Origin of the sequence: Massilia atriviolacea, assembly GCF_003953935.1 — a bacterium.
Taxonomy (GTDB): domain Bacteria; phylum Pseudomonadota; class Gammaproteobacteria; order Burkholderiales; family Burkholderiaceae_D; genus Telluria_A; species Telluria_A atriviolacea.
Genome location: NZ_RXLQ01000018.1, coordinates 22,318 through 41,712, shown reverse-complemented (window position 1 = coordinate 41,712; position 19,395 = coordinate 22,318). Strand labels below are relative to the sequence as shown.

The 19,395-nt window shown below is 65.9% G+C and carries 16 protein-coding genes; 5 read left to right on the top strand and 11 right to left on the bottom strand.

All coding sequences use genetic code 11. The features are described from left to right. Nucleotides 1–50: 50 nt before the first annotated feature. The 7 genes from EJB06_RS25880 to EJB06_RS25850 form a co-directional block, all read right to left on the bottom strand. Nucleotides 51–1,841, bottom strand: coding sequence for an acyl-CoA dehydrogenase (locus EJB06_RS25880; RefSeq protein ID WP_126076918.1), 1,791 nt, complete (start codon nt 1,839–1,841; stop codon nt 51–53). A gap of 96 nt (nt 1,842–1,937) precedes the next feature. Continuing rightward, nucleotides 1,938–2,867 carry an electron transfer flavoprotein subunit alpha/FixB family protein gene (locus tag EJB06_RS25875; protein WP_126076917.1) on the bottom strand — a complete coding sequence of 310 codons (930 nt, stop codon included), beginning with the start codon at nt 2,865–2,867 and terminating at the stop codon, nt 1,938–1,940. 40 nt (nt 2,868–2,907) lie between these two features. Then, entirely contained in the window at nt 2,908–3,657 is a 750-nt protein-coding gene (locus tag EJB06_RS25870) for an electron transfer flavoprotein subunit beta/FixA family protein (RefSeq protein WP_126076916.1), read from the bottom strand. 205 nt (nt 3,658–3,862) lie between these two features. Continuing rightward, nucleotides 3,863–4,090: a sulfurtransferase TusA family protein gene (locus EJB06_RS25865; protein WP_054268154.1), complete on the bottom strand. Its 228-nt coding sequence runs from the start codon at nt 4,088–4,090 to the stop codon at nt 3,863–3,865. A 350-nt stretch (nt 4,091–4,440) separates the two neighbouring features. Next, complete coding sequence (alaS, locus tag EJB06_RS25860) at nt 4,441–7,050, bottom strand: alanine--tRNA ligase (protein ID WP_126076915.1); 2,610 nt, start codon at nt 7,048–7,050, stop codon at nt 4,441–4,443. Nucleotides 7,051–7,145: 95 nt separating this feature from the next. After that, complete coding sequence (ugpQ, locus tag EJB06_RS25855; protein ID WP_126076914.1) at nt 7,146–7,898, bottom strand: glycerophosphodiester phosphodiesterase; 753 nt, start codon at nt 7,896–7,898, stop codon at nt 7,146–7,148. 32 nt (nt 7,899–7,930) lie between these two features. Further along, entirely contained in the window at nt 7,931–8,362 is a 432-nt protein-coding gene (locus tag EJB06_RS25850) for a DUF1294 domain-containing protein (RefSeq protein ID WP_307720481.1), read from the bottom strand. 137 nt (nt 8,363–8,499) lie between these two features. Here EJB06_RS25850 and EJB06_RS25845 point away from each other — a divergent pair, with 137 nt between their 5' ends. Both EJB06_RS25845 and EJB06_RS25840 read left to right on the top strand, forming a co-directional pair. Continuing rightward, nucleotides 8,500–9,021, top strand: coding sequence for a hypothetical protein (locus tag EJB06_RS25845; RefSeq protein WP_126076913.1), 522 nt, complete (start codon nt 8,500–8,502; stop codon nt 9,019–9,021). A gap of 44 nt (nt 9,022–9,065) precedes the next feature. After that, on the top strand, nt 9,066–9,485 hold the full coding sequence (locus EJB06_RS25840) for a DUF3597 domain-containing protein (protein WP_126076912.1): 420 nt from the start codon (nt 9,066–9,068) through the stop codon (nt 9,483–9,485). A 193-nt stretch (nt 9,486–9,678) separates the two neighbouring features. Here EJB06_RS25840 and EJB06_RS25835 read toward each other — a convergent pair whose 3' ends face one another. Beyond that, nucleotides 9,679–10,326, bottom strand: coding sequence for a DUF642 domain-containing protein (locus EJB06_RS25835; protein WP_126076911.1), 648 nt, complete (start codon nt 10,324–10,326; stop codon nt 9,679–9,681). 226 nt (nt 10,327–10,552) lie between these two features. On the opposite strand from EJB06_RS25835, the gene EJB06_RS25830 reads away from it, so the two are divergent. Beyond that, complete coding sequence (locus tag EJB06_RS25830; RefSeq protein ID WP_126076910.1) at nt 10,553–12,916, top strand: sugar nucleotide-binding protein; 2,364 nt, start codon at nt 10,553–10,555, stop codon at nt 12,914–12,916. Here the strand turns inward: EJB06_RS25830 and EJB06_RS25825 are convergent. Continuing rightward, on the bottom strand, nt 12,874–13,350 hold the full coding sequence (locus tag EJB06_RS25825; protein ID WP_164558042.1) for a T6SS effector amidase Tae4 family protein: 477 nt from the start codon (nt 13,348–13,350) through the stop codon (nt 12,874–12,876). The two genes, EJB06_RS25830 and EJB06_RS25825, sit on opposite strands and share 43 nt — an antisense overlap. A gap of 378 nt (nt 13,351–13,728) precedes the next feature. On the opposite strand from EJB06_RS25825, the gene EJB06_RS25820 reads away from it, so the two are divergent. Beyond that, nucleotides 13,729–15,495, top strand: coding sequence for a cation:proton antiporter domain-containing protein (locus tag EJB06_RS25820; RefSeq protein ID WP_126076908.1), 1,767 nt, complete (start codon nt 13,729–13,731; stop codon nt 15,493–15,495). Nucleotides 15,496–15,507: 12 nt separating this feature from the next. Further along, complete coding sequence (locus tag EJB06_RS25815) at nt 15,508–16,248, top strand: substrate-binding periplasmic protein (protein WP_126076907.1); 741 nt, start codon at nt 15,508–15,510, stop codon at nt 16,246–16,248. 4 nt (nt 16,249–16,252) lie between these two features. Here the strand turns inward: EJB06_RS25815 and EJB06_RS25810 are convergent, their stop codons facing one another. Both EJB06_RS25810 and EJB06_RS25805 read right to left on the bottom strand, forming a co-directional pair. Further along, nucleotides 16,253–17,860, bottom strand: coding sequence for an NAD(P)-binding protein (locus tag EJB06_RS25810; protein ID WP_126076906.1), 1,608 nt, complete (start codon nt 17,858–17,860; stop codon nt 16,253–16,255). Then, nucleotides 17,860–19,371: a polyamine aminopropyltransferase gene (locus EJB06_RS25805; RefSeq protein WP_126076905.1), complete on the bottom strand. Its 1,512-nt coding sequence runs from the start codon at nt 19,369–19,371 to the stop codon at nt 17,860–17,862. The genes EJB06_RS25810 and EJB06_RS25805 overlap by 1 nt, the downstream gene beginning before the upstream one ends. Between the last annotated feature and the right edge of the window lie 24 nt (nt 19,372–19,395).

Below are 19,395 nucleotides of genomic sequence, written 5' to 3'. Positions count from 1 at the left end.
GCTGCCGATCCCGCGCCAAGGCGCGGGAACGACGGGCTAACGGTGCTGCCTTAGAACTGGTCTTCCGTCAGCGCCAGCACCCCTGCACTACCTTCCACGATCGCCGTACGCAAGCCCGACGCCTGCGTCAGGATGTGGTCCGCGAAGAAGCGCGCCGTGGCGATCTTGGCCTTGTAGAAGGCCGCGTCGCCGGCGCCGCCGTCAAGCTTGGCCTGCGCCACCAGCGCCGCGCGTGCCATCACCCAGCCGCCAAGCACGATGCCGGCCAGTTTCAGGTACGGCACGCTGCCCGAAAACACGCCCTTGATATCGGTCTTCATGTTCCCGGCCACGTAATCCACCACCGCTTCCAGCGCCACGCTGCCTTCGGCGAGCGCGCGATGGATCGCCTTGAAGTCGGCGCCATCCTGGCCGGCCAGCAGCGCCTCGGTCTCGCGCACCTGGCCGATGATCGATCTGGCCACCGCGCCGCCGTCGCGCACCGTCTTGCGGCCCACCAGGTCGTTGGCCTGGATCGCGGTCGTGCCTTCGTAGATGGTCAGGATCTTGGCGTCGCGGTAGTGCTGCGCGCTGCCGGTTTCTTCGATGAAGCCCATGCCGCCGTGTACCTGCACGCCGTCGCGCGTGACGTCCTGCGACATCTCGGTCGACCAGCCTTTGATGATCGGCACCAGGTATTCGTACAGCGCCAGGTTGGACGCGCGCACGGCCGCGTCTTCGTGGTGGTGGGCGACGTCGCTGATGCCCGCACCGACGTAGGCCAGCGCGCGCGCCGCCTCGACCTGCGAACGCATCGACATCAGCATGCGGCGCACGTCGGGGTGGTGGATGATCGATACCGGGCCGGCCGAACCGGCCAGGTCGCGCGACTGCACGCGGTCCTTGGCGAAGGCTACCGCCTGCTGGTACGAACGCTCGGCCAGGCCGATGCCCTGCATGCCGACGCCGAAGCGCGCCGCGTTCATCATGATGAACATGTATTCGAGGCCGCGGTTCTCTTCGCCGACCAGGGTGCCGATCGCGCCGCCGTTGTCGCCGAACTGCAGCACGGCGGTGGGGCTGGCCTTGATGCCGAGTTTGTGCTCGATCGAGACGCAGTGCGCGTCGTTGCGCGCGCCCAGCGAACCGTCGGCGTTGACCAGGAACTTCGGCACGATGAACAGCGAAATGCCCTTCACGCCCGCCGGCGCGTCCGGCGTGCGCGCCAGCACCAGGTGGACGATGTTTTCGGTCAGGTCGTGCTCACCGTAGGTGATGAAGATCTTGGTGCCGAATACCTTGTAGGTACCGTCGCCCTGCGGCTCGGCGCGGGTGCGCACGGCGGCCAGGTCGGAACCGGCCTGCGGCTCGGTCAGGTTCATGGTGCCGGTCCATTTGCCCGACACCAGGTTCTCCAGGTAGGTCGCCTTCTGCGCGCTCGATCCGGCCGTCAGCAGCGCTTCGATCGCACCGTCCGACAGCAGGGCCACCAGCGCGAACGAGATGCTCGAGGCGTTGAGCATCTCGATGCACGGCGTGGCCACCAGCTTGGGCAAGCCCTGGCCGCCGAATTCGACCGGATGCTGCACGCCCTGCCAGCCGGCTTCGGCAAAGCCCTTGAAGGCTTCCTTGAAGCCCCTGGAGGTGGTCACCTGGCCGTCGTGCCAGAAGCTCGGCTCCTTGTCGCTGGCGTGGTTCAGGGGCGCGACCACGTTGGCGCAGAATTTGGCGTTTTCTTCGAGGACGGCTTCGACCGTGTCGGCGGTGGCGTCTTCGCAACCGGGCAGCGTGTTGACGGTGGACAGTCCGGCCAGTTCGTTCATCACGAACAGCATGTCTTTCAGCGGGGCTTTGTAAGTCACCTTGATCTCCTAAAATTGCGCTTCCAATGGACGTGTAGGGTGGGCACAGGGTTCCCGTGCCCACCCTACAGGTGTGTGCTGCAGATGCTGTACGGCTTAGCCGAGTTGCTTGACCAGGTCAGGCACTACCTCGAACAGGTCGCCGACGATGCCGTAGTCGGCCACCGAGAAGATCGGCGCTTCCGGATCCTTGTTGATCGCCACGATGGTCTTCGAATCCTTCATGCCGGCCAGATGCTGGATCGCGCCGGAGATACCGACCGCGATGTACAGCGACGGCGCGACGATCTTGCCGGTCTGGCCGACCTGCCAGTCGTTCGGCACGAAGCCGGCGTCGACCGCGGCGCGCGAGGCGCCCATGGCGGCGCCCAGCTTGTCGGCCAGCGGCTCGAGCAGCTTGAAGTTGTCGCCCGAGCCCATGCCGCGGCCACCGGAAACGATGATTTTCGCGGCGGTCAGTTCAGGACGATCCGACTTGGCCAGTTCGCGGCCGACAAAGCGCGACTTGCCCGAATCGGCCACCGCGCCGATGGCTTCGGTGGCAGCCGAACCGCCTTCGGCGGCGGCGTCGAAACCGGTGGTGCGCACGGTGATGACCTTGATCTTGTCCGACGACTGCACGGTGGCGATGGCGTTGCCGGCGTAGATCGGACGCTCGAAGGTGTCCGGCGAATCGACCTTGGTGATCTCGGAGATCTGCGCCACGTCCAGCTTGGCGGCCACGCGCGGCAGGATGTTCTTGCCGTAGGCGGTAGCGGGAGCGAGGATGTGCGAGTACGACGCCGCCAGGCCCAGGACCTGCTCGGCCACGTTCTCGGCCAGGCCGTCGGCGTGGTGCGGCGCGTCGGCGACCAGTACCTTGGTCACGCCGGCGATGGCGGCCGCTTGCGCAGCGGCGCCGCCGCAGTTGCTGCCAGCAACGAGGATGTGCACTTCGCCGCCGCATTCGACAGCGGCGGTAACGGTGTGGTGGGTGCTTCCCTTGAGGGAGGCGTTGTCGTGTTCAGCAATGACTAATGCGACCATGATTTTTCCTGTATTTTTAGGTGAGACGGCCAGGCCGCGATCAGATAACTTTGGCTTCGGTGCGCAGCTTGGCGACCAGGGTGGCCGCATCCGGCACCTTGATGCCGGCCGAACGCTTGGCTGGCTCGACGACTTTCAGGGTCTTCAGGCGCGCGGCCACATCGACGCCCAGCTCTTCCGGCTTGACCACGTCGAGCGGCTTTTTCTTGGCCTTCATGATGTTCGGCAGGGTGACGTAGCGCGGCTCGTTCAGGCGCAGATCGGTGGTGACGATGGCCGGCAGGGTCAGGGCCAGGGTTTCCAGGCCGCCGTCGACTTCGCGTGTGACGGTGACTTTGCCGTCGTCCAGCACGACTTTCGAGGCGAACGTGGCTTGCGGCCAACCCAGCAGGGCGGCCAGCATCTGGCCGGTCTGGTTCGAATCGTCATCGATGGCTTGCTTGCCCAGGATGATCAGCTGCGGCTGTTCCTTGTCGGCCAGCGCCTTGAGCAGCTTGGCCACGGCCAGCGGTTCGAGTTCGGCGCTCGTTTCGACCAGGATGCCGCGGTCGGCGCCGATGGCCATGCCGGTGCGCAGGGTTTCCTGGCACTGGGTCACGCCGCAGGAGACAGCCACCACTTCGGTGACCTTGCCGGCTTCTTTCAGGCGCATCGCTTCTTCCAGCGCGATCTCGTCGAAAGGATTCATCGACATTTTGACATTGGCGATATCGACGCCGCTGCCGTCGGATTTCACACGCACTTTGACGTTGTAGTCGACCACGCGTTTGACGGGAACCAGGACTTTCATAGGGGTGCCTTTGGAAGAATAAATAAGGTGACTTGACTAAAGTGGCCTAGATTATATGAGAAAAATGGTTTTCCCGCTAAATTAAAGCACGATCGTGCGATTTTTAGCTAGAGGAAACCACCTAATCATCGGGCTTGGTCATGAAGTCGGGAAATTGTTCGGGAAAAATCGCGGGGCGTGCTGCTGCCTTGCCCCGTCCGTGATTTTATTTGCGGCGCATCAAAAAGATGAATTCGCGGCCGTTCTGGGTGTGGGAAACGAGGGCATTGCCGGTCTGCTTGGCAAAGGCCTGGAAGTCGCGCACGGAACCGGTATCGGTGGCGACGATGCGCAGCACTTCGCCGGTTTCCATTTCCGCGAGCGCCTTCTTGGCCTTCAGGATCGGCAGTGGGCAATTGAGTCCCCGCGCGTCGAGTTCCTTCTGGTATTCCATGATCTCGCTGTCGAAAGTTGTATCGCTCATCGCATGCTCTTTGGGTGGATTGGACTACTCACCCAACAAATATACTCCAAATCCGCAAATTTGACGCACCGCACCAATATTAAAATTGCTTGTTGCATGGTCACAACGACAATAACGGGGCTGCAACTGAAATTGTAAGCTGCGTGTAAGAAACGTCTGAAGTGATGTGGCGAATCGGTCGGCGCCGTACTGTGACGCATGGTTAACCACGTCGTGCTCGCGCAGCCAGCGCCGCCCCCCCGCGAAGGCGGGGTCCGAGCTGCCGCAGTCACTGGCGACGCCGGCGAACCTGGGCCACCGCCTGCGCGGGGCGACGTATGTTACGCGCGCTCGGCCACCCAGGCCGTCACGCCCGCCAGCGCCGCATCCAGGCCGCTCGGATCGGTGCCGCCGGCGCGCGCCATGTCGGGACGTCCGCCACCCTTGCCGCCGACTTGCTGCGCCACGAAGTTGACCAGCTCGCCCGCCTTGACCCTGGACGTCGCATCGGCCGTCACGCCGGCGATCAGGCTGACCTTGCCGTCGGCCACGCTGGCCAGCACGATGGCGGCCGTCTTCAGCTTGTCCTTCAGCTTGTCCAGGGTTTCCAGCAGGCGTGCCGAATCGGCGCCTTCCAGCACCGCCGCGACCACCTTGACGCCGTTCACGTCGACCGCCTTGCCGGCCAGTTCATCGCCCTGCCCTGCCGCCAGTTTCGACTTCAGCGCCGCCAGTTCCTTTTCCAGCGACTTGACGTGGTCCTGCACCTGCGCGATGCGGTTGCCCAGTTCGTCCGGCGTGGTTTTCAGCGCGCCTGCCGCTTCCTGCACGCGGCGGTTGAGCGACTGCACCAGCGCCAGCGCGCCTTCGCCGGTCACCGCTTCGACGCGGCGGATGCCGGCGGCGACGCCGCCTTCGCCGATGATCTTGAACAGGCCAATGTCGCCGGTGCGGCCCACGTGGACGCCACCGCACAGCTCTTTGGACGAACCGATATCGAGCACGCGCACTTGGTCGCCGTATTTTTCGCCGAACAGCGCCATGGCGCCATGCTTGACGGCGTCATCGAAACTCATGTGCTGCGCCTGGGTGGCATGGTTTTCCAGGATCTCGCGGTTGACGATGACTTCGACCTGGGCGATCTGGTCGGCCGTCAGCGGCGCATTGTGCGAGAAGTCGAAACGGGTGCGGTCGGGATCGACCACCGAGCCTTTTTGCGCCACATGGTCGCCCAGCACTTCGCGCAGCGCCTTGTGCATCAGGTGCGTTGCGGAGTGATTGCGGATGGTGCGCGCGCGCTTGGCCTGGTCGACCTTGGCGTCGACCGTGTCGCCCACTTTGAGCACGCCGGCCGTCAGCACGCCATGGTGACCGAAGACGTCGGCCTGCACCTTGAGGGTGTCGTCGACGCTGAAGGTGGCGCTGCTTGAGGCGAGCACGCCCTGGTCGCCCACCTGGCCGCCCGATTCGGCGTAGAACGGGGTGGTGTCGAGCACCACGATGCCGCTCTGCCCGGCCGCCAGTTCCTGCACCGCGCTGCCGTCGGCGTACAGGGCCACCACGCGGCTGGCGTGCGCCAGGCTGTCGTAGCCGACGAACTTGTTCTTCTCGCCCGTGTATTCGACGTTTTTCTGCTTGGCGCCACCGGCGCCGGCGCCGGCCTGCTCCTTCTGGCGCTTCATCGCTTCATGGAAGCCCGCTTCGTCGAAATCGATATTGCGCTCGCGGCAGATATCGGCGGTCAGGTCGAGCGGGAAGCCGTAGGTGTCGTACAGCAGGAAGGCGGTGGCGCCATCGAGCTTGCCCGGGTTCTTGGCCAGCTGCGCTTCCAGCACTTTCATGCCGTTTTCGAGCGTGCGGCCGAAATTGATTTCCTCGGCTTCGATCATGTCGGCGACGCGCTTCTTGACCGCGGCCAGCTCGGGATAGGCTGCGCCCATCTCGATGTTCAGGTCTTCCACCAGCTTGAAGAAGAACGGCTTGGTCTGGCCCAGCTTGTGGCCGTGGCGCAGCGCGCGGCGGATGATGCGGCGCAGGACGTAGGCACGCGCTTCGCTGCCCGGAATGACGCCGTCGACGATCATGAAGGCCGATGCGCGAATGTGGTCGGCGATCACGCGCAGCGACTTGTTTTCCAGGTCGGTGGTGCCGGTTTCGCGCGCGGCGGCCTTGATCAATGCCTGGAACAGGTCGATCTCGTAGTTCGAATGCACGTGCTGCAGCACGGCGGCCAGGCGCTCCATGCCCATGCCGGTATCGACGCAGGGCTTCGGCAGCTTGTGCATCACGCCCGCTTCGTCGCGGTTGAACTGCATGAACACCAGGTTCCAGATTTCGATGAAGCGGTCGCCGTCTTCGTCGGGCGAGCCTGGCGGGCCGCCCGGAATGTCGGCGCCGTGGTCGTAGAAAATCTCGGTGCACGGGCCGCATGGGCCGGTGTCGGCCATCTGCCAGAAATTGTCCGACGCGTAGCGCGCGCCCTTGTTGTCGCCGATGCGGATGATGCGCTCTTTCGGCACGCCCACTTCGTTGGCCCAGATGTCGTAGGCTTCGTCGTCTTCCATGTAGACGGTGACGGTCAGCTTCTCGGCCGGCAGGCCGTACACCTTGGTGAGCAGCTCCCACGCGTAGTTGATGGCGTCGCGCTTGAAGTAGTCGCCGAAGCTGAAGTTACCCAGCATTTCGAAGAAGGTGTGGTGGCGCGCGGTGTAGCCGACGTTTTCCAGGTCGTTATGCTTGCCGCCGGCGCGCACGCAGCGCTGCACCGAGGTGGCGCGGGTGTACGGGCGGCTGTCGGTGCCGGTGAACACATCCTTGAACTGCACCATGCCGCTGTTGGTGAGCATCAGGGTCGGATCGTTGCCCGGTACGAGTGAGCTCGAACGGACAATCGTATGGCCTTTGGATTCGAAGAACTTCAGGAATTTGTCGCGGATTTCGGATGATTTCATGTCGTATGGGCGTGAGAGGGCAGCATGCTATAAAAAAACGATTATAGCGTATGCGACTGCAGTCAACACCGTCTGGGACGGCCGGCGCCGGGGTCTCAGGCGAAATCCGGCCCGATCAGGTCGATGCGGTCGGTGCAGAAGGCGTCCACGCCCCAGCCCAGGAGCGTGCGTGCGCGGGCCGGATCGTTGACGGTGTAGCAAAACAGGCCGTAACCGGCGTCCTTGACCGCGCGCGCCTGCGCTTCGTCGAGGTGCTTGTGGCTGGTATGGATGGCCACCGCCTGCAAGGCGCGGGCCTGGTCTTGCCATCCCTCCTCCAGGCGCTCGAGCAGCAAGGCGCGCGGCAGGTCGGGCGCCGCCTGCATGGCCGCGGCCAGCGCGACCGGGCTGAAGGACGACAGCAGGGGGATCCGGCGCGCATCGTCCCGGGCGATTTCCAGTCCGAACAGGGCGCGCGCGAGGCTGGCCACCACCCTGCCCGTTTCTTCCTCGAAGCCGGGGGCGGGCTTGATCTCGATATTCATCCAGATGCCGTGGTCCTTGCAGAACTGGACGAATGCGGTGAACAGGGGCACCGTTTCGCCCTTGAAGCGGGCGCCGAACCAGTTGCCGGCGTCCATCGTGACCAGTTCGGCGGCGTCGTAATCGAAGACATTGCCGGCACCGGCGACGGTGCGCCCGAGGTAGGGGTCGTGCATGACGACAGGCACGCCGTCGCGCGCCAGCATGACATCGAACTCGACCGCGCGAAAGCCGTGCTCGAGGCCGCAGCGCAGGCCAGCGATGGTGTTTTCGGGCGCCAGCTTGCCGCCGCCCCGATGGGCCAGGATGTCAGGGTAATTCCACATAGGCAGGACCTTACCATGTTCCGTGGCGGGCGTCAGCGAATGCCTTCCGCCATGCGCAAGAACGACACCGGCGATGCCAAGTACAGAAAGAAGCCGATATTGCCGACCACCGTGCCCCAGGATGCCACCAGGAACGGCATCTTGGACGACTTGTGGCGCAGCCACTGCTGCGCCAGCAGCGCTCCGGGCCAGCCGCACAGCAGACCGAGCAGCAACAAGGTGCGTTCCGGCGTACGGCGCCGTCCGGCGCGCGCCGCCGCCTTGTCGCGCGCGTACACGGCAAAGCAGACCAGGCTGGCCAGCGCGTACAGCGTCCCCACCCACAGCGGCGCCTCCCAGGCCAGCACGGCGCCCGCGAACACGGCGGCAAACAAGAGGATCGACAGGTAAGGCATCGGCATGGCATCGAGCAAAACCGACAGCTTATGGCTCAGCAGCTTGCCACGCAACCATTTACTTAGCATCGGAAACTTGCCTGATTAACAGCTTCAACCCGTCACGGTGCGCTGGCGTACAGATGCCAGCCCCATTGCGGCCTAAGCTCCCGCATCGGCTCGCGCCTTTCGGCCGGGCCGGTCTTCTCAATCCGATTGGAGGATGTATGGCTTTCGATTTAGGCAATCTGTTACAGCAATACCTGGGCGGCGCCGCCGGCAACAATGGCGGGCGGGCTGTCGACGACGATTTCGACCAGGTCGCGCAGAACGCGCCGCGTAGCACGGTGGCCCAGGGTGTCTCGGAGGCATTGCGTTCCGACCAGACGCCGCCGTTTCCGCAAATGATAGGCCAGCTGTTCGGCCACAGCGACGCCAAGCAGCGCGCCGGCATGCTCAACCAGCTGATCGGCAACGTCGGCCCTGGGCTGCTCGGCTCGATTGCGGGCGGCGCCCTCGGCAACCTGTTCCGTGGCGGCGAGACGCCGGCTGCGATTACGCCTGAGCAAGCGGCCCAGCTGACGCCGGAGCAAGTCCAGCACATCGCCGAAGACGCCGAACGCAACAACCCGAGCATTGTCGACCGCATGGGCGACTTTTACGCCGAGCATCCGACCCTGGTCAAGACCATCGGCGGCGCCGCGCTGGCGATCGTGCTCGGCCGCGTGGCCGAAGGCATGCGCCGTTAATCGGCTTCCACTGATTCACTCACCCACACAAAACGAGGTCACACATGGGCATTCTCAGCAATATCTTCCACAAAATCTTCCCTTCGACCCATCCGGCGGTGCAACCGGCATCGACCCAGGCGGCGCCGCCGGCATCGATGCAATCGGCTGGCGCGGCGCCCGCCGCCGCACCGGCCAAGGCCGCCGTTCCGCCACCGGCCGCGCCGATGGAGCAGGTTGACGTCGAAGCGATCCTGAGCGGCATGCCGCAAAGCCAGAACCTGAACTGGCGCACCTCGATCGTCGACCTGCTCAAGCTCTTGAACCTGGACAGCAGCCTGCAATCGCGCAAGGAACTCGCGAGCGAGCTCGACTACAAGGGCGACACCGGCGATTCGGCCTCGATGAATATCTGGCTGCATCGCCAGGTCATGAACAAGCTGGCGGCCAATGGCGGCAAGGTGCCGGCCGACCTGAAGGACTAAGCGTGGCGCGCGGGACCGCGGTCCCGCAAGATCCAGACGAAAAAAACGCCGCCGGGCAATCAAGCCGGCGGCGTTTTTCATTGCCTGCGCACCATGCGACAGCAAAAACACCAACCGGGGTCAGAGCTTTAATTAGAAAGATTTCTAATTAAAGCTCTGACCCCGGTTTGAGGCGCGTCAATGGCGCGCGAGATCAGGCTTGTTTGTTGCGGCGGGTGGTGAAACCGACGACAGCCAGGCCCAGCAGGAACAGGGCGTAGGTTTCCGGCTCGGGTACCGGGGTTACTTCGACCGAGACGGCGTCGAGGTAGGAACCGTAGGTCGGCGCCGAGGTCGGACCGACCGATTCGAAACGCAGCTGCGTCAGCGCGCTGGTGGCGACCAGGTCGGTGATGCTGAAGAAGCTCCACTGGCCGTTGGTGCCGCCCATCAGCAGCGAATCGTTGAGCTTGGTGTCGCCCCAGTACACATTCATCGCGCTGTTGGCGCCGCCGGCGGTGTCCGGACGGCCCGAGAAGGCGAACGAGACCGAGTACAGGCCGGCTGCCGAGGTGTCGATCATCTGCCATACCGAGCTCAGGCCGGTGCTGTTCAGTTCCAGGTACTGGCGGCCGTTGGCTGCGTACGGGTTGAAACCGGCGACGCCGCCTTGCTTGGCGCCCTTCTGGATTTCGAACACATTGCTGCTGGAAGTCCAGCCGTTGATGGCGCTGAACTGCTGCCACGAACCGGAGGTCTTGTTGACTTCGAAGCTGCCATTGGTAACGAGTTCAGCGCGCGCTGCGCCGCTGACGAGCATGGCGGCGGCAAACAAGCCGCCCAGGAGTGCTGTGAATTTCATTGATACCCTAACTTATTATCTAGAAGGAAATTATTGTTACGTAATTGATAGCGGATCATATCATTGATTCATATCATCTTTGTACACGATTAACAAAAATTTCCTGGATGCCAGCACTTTCTCGTTGTTTTTTGTCATCTCGGCGAGCGCGCCCATCGCGCGTCTGAACTTTTCCGCGCTGCCCGATATCTAAATTCAAACTTGCTTAAATGTCATGAGTAAATCTATGCAAACAATCGACAGCGCTGCGGCACGCCAGCCGCTCGCCCTCTGGGGCGGGCTCGAATGCACGGTCAACCGTGTGGGAGAAAACTACTTCAGCCAGATAGAAAGGAATGGACATCACGCCCGCGCCGACGATGTGGCGCGCTTTGCCTCATTAGGCATCAGCAGGATCCGCTACCCCCTGCTGTGGGAACGCGTGGCGCCCGACGGCTTGGCCGGCGCCGACTGGAGCTGGGCCGACCAGCGCCTGCATGCCCTGCGCGCGGCCGGCATCGGCCCCATCGCCGGGCTGGTGCACCACGGCAGCGGCCCGCGCCACACCTGCCTGACCGATCCGGGATTCGCCACCGGGCTGGCCGACTACGCGGGCGCGGTGGCCGCGCGCTACCCGTGGATCGAGGATTACACCCCCGTCAACGAACCGCTGACCACGGCGCGTTTTTCCGGCCTGTACGGCCTGTGGTATCCGCACGGGCGCGACGACCGCAGTTTCCTGCAGGCGCTGTTGATCCAGTGCCGCGCCACGGTGCTGGCGATGCGCGCGATCCGGCGCGTCAATCCGCGCGCGCGCCTGCTCCAGACCGACGACCTCGGCAAGACCTACAGCACGCCCGCCATGGCCCACTGCGCCGGCTTCTACAACGAGCGGCGCTGGCTGGGCTGGGATCTGCTGTGCGGCAAAGTCGACCGCGATCACGCGCTGTGGGACTACCTGACCCGCCACGGCGCCGAGCCGGCCGCGCTGCTCTGGTTCCGCGACAATCCCTGTCCGCCCGACCTGATCGGCGTCAACTACTACGTGACCAGCGAGCGCTGGCTCGACCACCGGGCCGAACGCTACCCCGCGCACTTTCGCGGCCATGCCAACGGCCTACCCTGCGCCGACATCGAAACCGCGCGCGCCCTCGCCACGCCCACGCCCGGCCTCGGCCCCCTGCTGCAAGAAATCTGGGACCGCTACCGCCTTCCGCTGGCCGTCACCGAGGCGCACATCGACGCCAACCGCGAAGACCAGCTGCGCTGGCTGCTGGAAGTGTGGGACGCCGGCCAGCAAGCGCGCCGCAACGGGGTCGACCTGCGCGCCGTCACCGTCTGGGCGCTGCTCGGCTCGTTCGACTGGAATTGCCTGGTGACGGCCTGCCGCGGCTACTACGAACCGGGACCGTTCGACGTGCGCGCGCCGCTGCCGCGCCCCACCGCGCTGGCGGGCATGATGCGCGAACTGGCCGCTGGACGAGCGCCCTCGCACCCGGTGCTGCGCGGCCAGGGCTGGTGGCGCCGCGCCGGACGCTGCCTGTGCCCGCCCGTGGCCACGCCCGAAGCGCCGACCTCGATCGCGGCGGACGGCCACAGCCTGGTCGGCACCGCCCCGGCGCCGATCCTGATCACCGGCGCCAGCGGCACCCTGGGACGCGCCTTCGCCCGCATCTGCGCGCACCGCAACCTGGCCTACCGCCTGCTCAACCGTCAGCAGATGGACATCGCCGACCCCGCCTCGGTGGAGGATGCCATGCGGCGCTACCAGCCCTGGGCCGTCATCAACGCCAGCGGCTACGTGCGGGTGGACGAGGCCGAGAACGACGTCGCGCGCTGCTTCCGCGACAACGTCGCCGGCCCGGCGCTGCTGGCCGCCGCCTGCGCCCGCCACGGCGCGCACCTGACCACCTTTTCCAGCGACCTGGTCTTCGACGGCCGCCGCCAGTGCCCGTATGTCGAAAGCGACGACGTCACGCCGATCAATATCTACGGCAAAAGCAAGGCCGCCGCCGAGCGCGCCGTGCTGGAGCACGACCCGGGCGCGCTGGTGGTGCGCACCAGCGCGTTTTTCGGCCCCTGGGACAGCCACAACTTCGTGACCCAGGCGCTGGCCAGCCTGGAGCGCGGCGCGCCGTTCGCGGCCGCCAGCGACATCACCGTCACCCCGACCTACGTGCCGGACCTGGTCAACGCCTGTCTCGACCTGGCCATCGACAAGGAAAGCGGGGTCTGGCACCTGAGCAACGGCGATCCGCTCACCTGGGCCGAGCTGGCCGGCAAGGCGGCGCGCCACGCCGGGGTCGACGCCAGCGGCCTGCAAGCGCAGCCGGGCGCCGACTGCCGCTATCTGGCGCCGCGCCCGTCGTACAGCGCGCTGCACACCGAACGCGGCATCCTGCTGCCGCGCCTGGACGACGCGCTCGCACGCTTTCTGCAGGCGCGCGCCGAGCGGCTGCGGGGCGACGACGTGGAACCGGCACAGCCGATCCATTGCACGGACACGCGCCAGCAGGCGCGAACAGGGAGGCGCCGGCAGGCGGGCGCAGGCAACCAGGCGGGCCGCCCTCAGTCGAGCGGCCAGAACCACACTTCGCGCGCCTGCCAGTAGCACTGGGTGCCGCAGATGGGGCTGCCGTCCGGATCGGGGCAGACGATGTCGATATGGCCTTCGTCCGGCCCATCGCCGCTCTGGATGCGCCAGAACGACACGATCCCGCTGCGCCTGCCGATGGCCTGGCGCGCCTGGCCGCTGCGATGGATCTCCGGCAGGCCCAGCAGGTTACGCCGTTGCAGCAGGATCGACAGGCGCGCATGGCCGGGTTCGATCATGCTGCCCTTGTATTCGCCCTTGAGGATCGCCAGCCGCCCGGGCAGGCGCATGCCGGAGCGGACCAGTGCCAGGCTGACCCGGGTGGCGCAGGTGTTCTGGTAGGCCGTGACGCCGATCAGGGCATCCCAGCCGATCGCCTTGTACAGCGCGGCGGTATCGGTGGCGGCGCGGGTCGGATAATGGCTGCGGATGGCGGAAAACGATGGCTTCATACAGGAACTCCGATGAGGCGGCAGGTCAGTCATATTGCCTCACGGATATAGTCCGACGTTTGCGCGGTCGCAAGGCAACAGCACCGCCAAGCACGCGGACGGCTGTAGAGGAGTGTGCAGAAATTATTGTGATTTGCAATCAACAGAAGCGGATGCCTTGCAAGGCGCACGCCGCTAGGCAGTGCGGGCGCTGCGTAGCGGTGGACAACACCGCAATGCACCGCTGATGGAAGCTGGAAAATGGCAAGAATGTATGCGCATTCACTTAACACTCCCGCAAAGAAAACGCCCGCAACGCGGCGCCACCGGAAAGTCCGCCGCGCCGTCCCCCTGTTATAAAATGGCAAGCGCGACCAACCATTCGACAGGCCCCACCCCGTGCAAGAGCAACACGCCTTCCCATTCCTTCGGGAAATCCTCCTGTTCCTCTCGCTCGCGGGCATCCTGATCCCCACCCTGCAGCGCCTGCGCATCAACCAGGTGCTCGGCTTCCTGGCCGTGGGCGCCCTGCTCGGCCCGTTCGGCCTGGGCCTGTTCGCCGACACCCACCCGTGGCTGGCCTACCTCACCTTCCCGCGCGCCGAAGGCGTGGTGGCGCTGGCCGAACTGGGCGTCCTGTTCCTGATGTTCATGATCGGCCTGGAACTGTCGGCCGCCCGCCTGTGGGCGCTGCGGCGCTGGGTGTTCGGCGCCGGCACGGCCCAGGTCTGCATCAGCGCCGTCCTGCTGGGCACGGCCATCTACCTGCTCGGCCACCGCATGGAGAGCGCCGTCATCCTCGGCATCGTGCTGTCGCTCTCGTCGACCGCCGTGGTGATGCAGCTGATGAACGAACAGCACAGCACCAACACCCCGCTCGGCCAGGCCGGCTTTTCTATCCTGATGCTGCAAGACCTGGCGGTGGTGCCGCTCCTGATCCTGATCGGCGTCATGGCCAAGGGCGAGAGCGACGGCATCGTGTCGCTGGTGGCGATCACCATGGTCAAGGCGGGCCTGGCCATCGCCCTGATCTACCTGGTCGGCGGGCGCCTGATCCACCCGCTGTTCCGCATCTTCACGCGGCACCGCCAGCCCGACGTGTTCATGGCGCTGGTGCTGCTCTCGACCCTCGGCATCGCCGGCCTGAGCGCGGCGGCCGGCCTGTCGATGGCGCTCGGCGCCCTGATCGCCGGCCTGCTCCTGGCCGAAACCGAGTTCAAGCACGAGGTCGAACTGATGGTCGAGCCCTTCAAGGGCTTGCTGATGGGCCTGTTCTTCATGACGGTCGGCATGGGCATGGACGCGCGCCAGGTCGTCGAGGCGCCGTTCTGGCTGGCGGGCGCCGTGTTCGGCCTGATCGCCCTCAAGGCGCTGGTCATCGCCGTGCTGTTCCGCCTCGGCGGCTTGAGCTGGGGCCGCGCGGTCGAAGGCGGCCTGCTGCTCGGCCAGGGCGGCGAATTCGCCTTCATCGTGATCGGCTACGCCACCGCCAGCAAACTGGTCGACGCCGACCTGGGCGCGCGCGTCATGCTGGCGGTCGGCCTGTCGCTGTTCGTCACGCCGATGCTGGCGCGCCTGGGACGCGAGATCGGCACGCGCTGGGAGCCGCGCGGCGACGAACAGGCGGCCACGCCCGACCAGGCGGCGCTGCGCGCCGCGCGCGGCCGCATCATCATCGCCGGCTTCGGGCGCGTCGGCCAGCAGCTGGCCAAGCTGCTCACGGCCGAAGGCATCGGCTACATCGCGTTCGAAAACGATGCGCGCCTGGCCACCAGCATGCACGGCCAGGGCTTGCCGGTCTACTTCGGCAATGCCGCGCGCGCCGAGCTGCTGCGCCGCGTGAACGCCGGCGAGTCGCCCGCCATCGTGCTGACGATGGACCATCCGGCATCGGCCCTGCACGCAGTGCGCGGCATCCGGCGCGAATTTCCCGACGTGCCGCTGCTGGTGCGCTCGCGCGACGAACAGCATGCGCGCGCGCTCAAACGCGCCGGCGCCACCATCGTCGTGCCCGAAACGCTGGAGGCCAGCCTGCAGCTGTCCGCCTTCGTGCTCGAGGCGATCGGCATGGACGAGGACCGGGTCGACCGCATCGTCGACGCCGAGCGCAACCTGTTCCTGGCCACGCTCGACGCCGAAGTCCATGCCCGCAACCCGGCAAAGTGAGATAATCGCCCGATGAAAAAACTGGTCCTGTCCCTGGCCGTCCTGTGCGCCCTGCTGCTGTCGACGGGCGCGCCGGCCCAGGTGGTCACTGTCTACACCAGCGCCAGTTTCGCGCCGCTGATGCTCGACGACGGGCGCGGCATGTACCCCGACCTGATCGCCTACCTGAACCAGCGCAAGCCCGGCAAGCTCACCTTCCGCCTGCGCTACATGCCGCGCAAGCGCCTCCAGGTCAAGCTGGAAGACGGCAGTATCGACGGCATCGTGATCGGCATGATGCCCGAGTGGTTCGACGACGTGGAACAGAAAAAGTACCTGTGGTCGGCGCCCTTCGCCACCGACGGCTACGTGCTGGCGTCGCTGGCGGCAAAGCCGGTCAGCCCGGACGCTCCGGCCAGCCTGGTGGGCGCTTCGGTCGGCGTCACCCACGGCTACGCCTATCCCCGCATCGACGCCTGGCTGTCGGCCTCGCGCATGGTGCGCAGCGAAGGACCGAGCGACGAGAAAAACCTGGAGAAGCTGCTGCTCGGCCGGGTCGATTGCGTGATCGTCGCCGAATCGATGGCGCATTACTTCGTGCGCACGCACGGCATGTCGTCCAGGCTGCACCTGGCCCCCCTGGCCAGTCCGCCCACCGAACGGCGCATGCTGGCGCCGCGCAGCCAGGCCGCCACCTTCGACCAGATCGCGCCCATCCTCAGGAAGCTCAAGGACGATCCGGCCTGGCAGCGCATCGCCGCCAGCTACCGCTAGGCGCCTATTTCAGCACCTTCAGCGCGGCCTGCACGCCCCACCATGCGGCTTCCTCGAACACCGAGAAGCCGGACAGGTCGGCGTGCGCGAACACGATCGGCCCGTCCGCCTGGCGCAGCGCCTGAAGCCCCGCGTTGCTGCGAAAACCCGGCAGCGGCGCGGCCATGGCATGCCCGCGCAGGGTGATGTCGACCCGCTCCACGCAGGCCGCGAACTTCCAGCCGTAGGCGCTGGTCAGGTCGGCCCCGGCCAGCGCCACCAGTTCCTCGCCGCCGGCGCCCATCATCCATTTGCGCGCCGCCTCGGGCGTGCGGTCGGACAGCGCGACGTAGGACGAAAACACGGTTTTTTCGGGCGGCGCGACGCGGATATCCTGGTGGGTCGAGACCACATAGCCCAGTCCCGGCTCCTGATACACCACGTTGTCCCAGGCCAGCGGCGCCTCCGGCAGCTCGCGCGGGAAGTCCTTCATGAGGAAGTTGGCCACCATCCACGGCGCGTACGACGGCGTGTGGCGCTTGGCATCGAAGCCGTAGGCGCCGATATCCTCGACCACGCGCGATGCCACGTACAGCGGCATCGCGCAGATCGCCTTGCGCGCCCGTACCAGATAGCTGCGCGCCACGCCGCCGTCGAGCGTGAAGCACAGGGCCTCCACGCCCTCGCCGCTGCGCTTGAGCGAGACCGCGGTGCCGGCGCGCCGCCGCACGCCCGAGGCGGCGGCCAGCTTGTCGGCCACCACCTGCATCCCGCCCGGCCAGGTCAGCCAGGCGCCGTTGCCGGCATTGGCCGCCTGCCCCCAGCGGCTGCAGTAGTAATGCAGGCCGGCCCAGGCCGAGACCTTGTCGTAGCGGGTGCCGTAGTCGTCGCGGCAGCAGTAGTTCAGGTACCAGTGCAGGGTCGGCGAGCGGTAGCCCTGCTGGTCCAGCCAGTCCTTGAGGGTCATGTCGTCGAGCGCATCGAAGGCCGGGTCGCGCGAGGAATTCACGGTCGGGAACACGAACACGCGCCTGCCGTCGCTCCCGCGCAGCTTGCGCAGGCGTTCGACCTCGGCGAAAAAGCGTTTGTGCTCGGCCAGTTCGTCCGCGCCCACGCCCTCGGTCGGAATGAAGCCTTCCTGCCAGCGGCCGTTGAACAGCAAGCGCTCTTCCGGGCCGTGCAGGATGCAGCGCTCGTCGTAATACGGCTTTTCGCCGTAGGGATCGCGTTCGATGATGCCGAGGTCGAACAGGATCTCGCGCACATGCACCGACTCGGGCGACGGCAGCGGCAGGTAGTGGCCGCCGGTCGGATAGGCCAGCTCGCCGAAGTGTCCGCCGGCGGCATTCCCGAACGGCTGCGGACCGTCGATCATCAGGACCTTGCGCTGCCCTTCCCGCTCCAGCTTCCAGGCGGCCGTCAGGGCGGCGATGCCGGAGCCGAGGATGACGATGTCGGTCTCGATCACCTGGCTCGGCGCCGGCAGCTGGCCGCGCTCGCGCAGGAAGTGGCCCTCGGCGCGGCCCGGATAGTGCACGGTGGGGGTGATCTCCAGCCATTGGCGAAAGCCGGCCGCGCTCACCGCCGCCGCACCCAGGCCGCCGGCCACGGCCAGGAACGAGCGCCGGTCCATCAGCGGATCACCCTGCGCCAGTCCTGCTCGAACTCGTGCACCAGCGACTGCGTGTTGAGCCGGTTGGGCGCCATCTCCAGGCGCTGCATGTCGGGCGGGAAGACGAACATCTCGCGCGTGGTCGCTTCGTTCAGGTAGCGCATCGGCAGCCGGTAACTGGTGGGCGGCACGTATGCCTGTTCGGGCGAGGCCATGATGAAGCCCCATTCGCCGAACGAGGGCACGTAGGCGTGGAAGGGATAGGTGCGCATGCCGACGTCGCGCAGGGTGGCGTCGATGGTCCAGTAGGCGTGCGGCGCGAAGAACGGCGACGTCGATTGCACCACCACCAGCCCCTTGGCCGCCACATGCTTTTTCACCATGCCGTAGAACGGCACCGAATACAGTTTGCCGAGCGCGAAGCTGGACGGATCGGGAAAGTCGATGATGACCGCGTCGAACATCTGGCGCGTATTCTGCAGCCAGACCGCGGCGTCGGCGTTGACCACCTTGACGCGCGCATCGGCGAAGGCGCCGCCATTGAGCCTGACCAGTTCCGCGCGGGTGGTGAAGGCCTGGGTCATGGCCGGGTCCAGGTCGACCACGGTGACGTGCTCGATGTTCGGGTAGCGCAGGATTTCGCGCAGCGCCAGGCCATCGCCGCCGCCCAGTACCAGCACGCTGCGCGCCCACGGCAAGGTTTGCAGCGCCGGATGCACCAGCGCTTCGTGGTAGCGGTACTCGTCGCGCGAGGAAAATTGCAGGTTGCCGTTGATGTACAGGCGCGTGTCGTCCTTCCATTGCGTGATCACCAGGCGCTGGTAGGGGGTGCTGGTGGAGTACACGATCTCGTCGCCGAACAGGCCATGCTCGCCCCACTGCACCATGCGGTTCGACAGCGCGAAGCCGGCGACCAGCACCGCCATCACACACGACGCGCGCAGCACGCGGGCGCCGATGTTGCTCAATTCGGCGCGGAACACGTACAGGGTCCAGAAGGCCACGCCGACATTGAGCATCCCGAACAGGAAGCCGGTGCGCACCAGGCCCACATAGGGCGCCAGCACCAGCGGGAACAGCAGCGACACCGCCAGCGCGCCCAGGTAATCGAAGGTCAGCACCCGGCTGACCAGGTCGTTGAAGGCGGTGTCGCGCGCGTTCAGGGCGCGCATCACCAGCGGCACTTCCATGCCGACCATGGCTCCGATCATGAAGACCAGCACATACAACAGGGTGCGGAACGGCGCGGTCATCCACGAAAACGTCATGAACAAGAGCGCCGCCGACAGGCCGCCGATCAGGCCCACGGCCAGCTCGATGTCGATAAAACGCGACAGGACGTCTTCTTCGGCCACGTACTTGGAAAAATGGGCGCCGACGCCCATCGCGAACAGGTAGCAGCCGATGATGGTGGAGAACTGGAGGATCGAATCGCCCAGCAGATAGCTGGACAAGGCGCCAGCAATCAGTTCGTAGGCCAGCCCGCAGGAGGCCACCACGAACACGGAAAGTATCAAAATTCTTTTGGTCATGTCGTGTTTTTTGCTCTAAGATCG

Coding starts and splice junctions, on each gene's coding strand:
- EJB06_RS25875 (WP_126076917.1), bottom strand. CDS start 2,867: ATGGTCGCATTAGTCATTGCTGAACACGACAACGCCTCCCTCAAGGGA.
- EJB06_RS25870 (WP_126076916.1), bottom strand. CDS start 3,657: ATGAAAGTCCTGGTTCCCGTCAAACGCGTGGTCGACTACAACGTCAAA.
- EJB06_RS25865 (WP_054268154.1), bottom strand. CDS start 4,090: ATGGAATACCAGAAGGAACTCGACGCGCGGGGACTCAATTGCCCACTG.
- alaS (WP_126076915.1), bottom strand. CDS start 7,050: ATGAAATCATCCGAAATCCGCGACAAATTCCTGAAGTTCTTCGAATCC.
- ugpQ (WP_126076914.1), bottom strand. CDS start 7,898: ATGTGGAATTACCCTGACATCCTGGCCCATCGGGGCGGCGGCAAGCTG.
- EJB06_RS25850 (WP_307720481.1), bottom strand. CDS start 8,362: ATGCTAAGTAAATGGTTGCGTGGCAAGCTGCTGAGCCATAAGCTGTCG.
- EJB06_RS25845 (WP_126076913.1), top strand. CDS start 8,500: ATGGCTTTCGATTTAGGCAATCTGTTACAGCAATACCTGGGCGGCGCC.
- EJB06_RS25840 (WP_126076912.1), top strand. CDS start 9,066: ATGGGCATTCTCAGCAATATCTTCCACAAAATCTTCCCTTCGACCCAT.
- EJB06_RS25835 (WP_126076911.1), bottom strand. CDS start 10,326: ATGAAATTCACAGCACTCCTGGGCGGCTTGTTTGCCGCCGCCATGCTC.
- EJB06_RS25830 (WP_126076910.1), top strand. CDS start 10,553: ATGCAAACAATCGACAGCGCTGCGGCACGCCAGCCGCTCGCCCTCTGG.
- EJB06_RS25825 (WP_164558042.1), bottom strand. CDS start 13,350: ATGAAGCCATCGTTTTCCGCCATCCGCAGCCATTATCCGACCCGCGCC.
- EJB06_RS25815 (WP_126076907.1), top strand. CDS start 15,508: ATGAAAAAACTGGTCCTGTCCCTGGCCGTCCTGTGCGCCCTGCTGCTG.
- EJB06_RS25810 (WP_126076906.1), bottom strand. CDS start 17,860: ATGGACCGGCGCTCGTTCCTGGCCGTGGCCGGCGGCCTGGGTGCGGCG.
- EJB06_RS25805 (WP_126076905.1), bottom strand. CDS start 19,371: ATGACCAAAAGAATTTTGATACTTTCCGTGTTCGTGGTGGCCTCCTGC.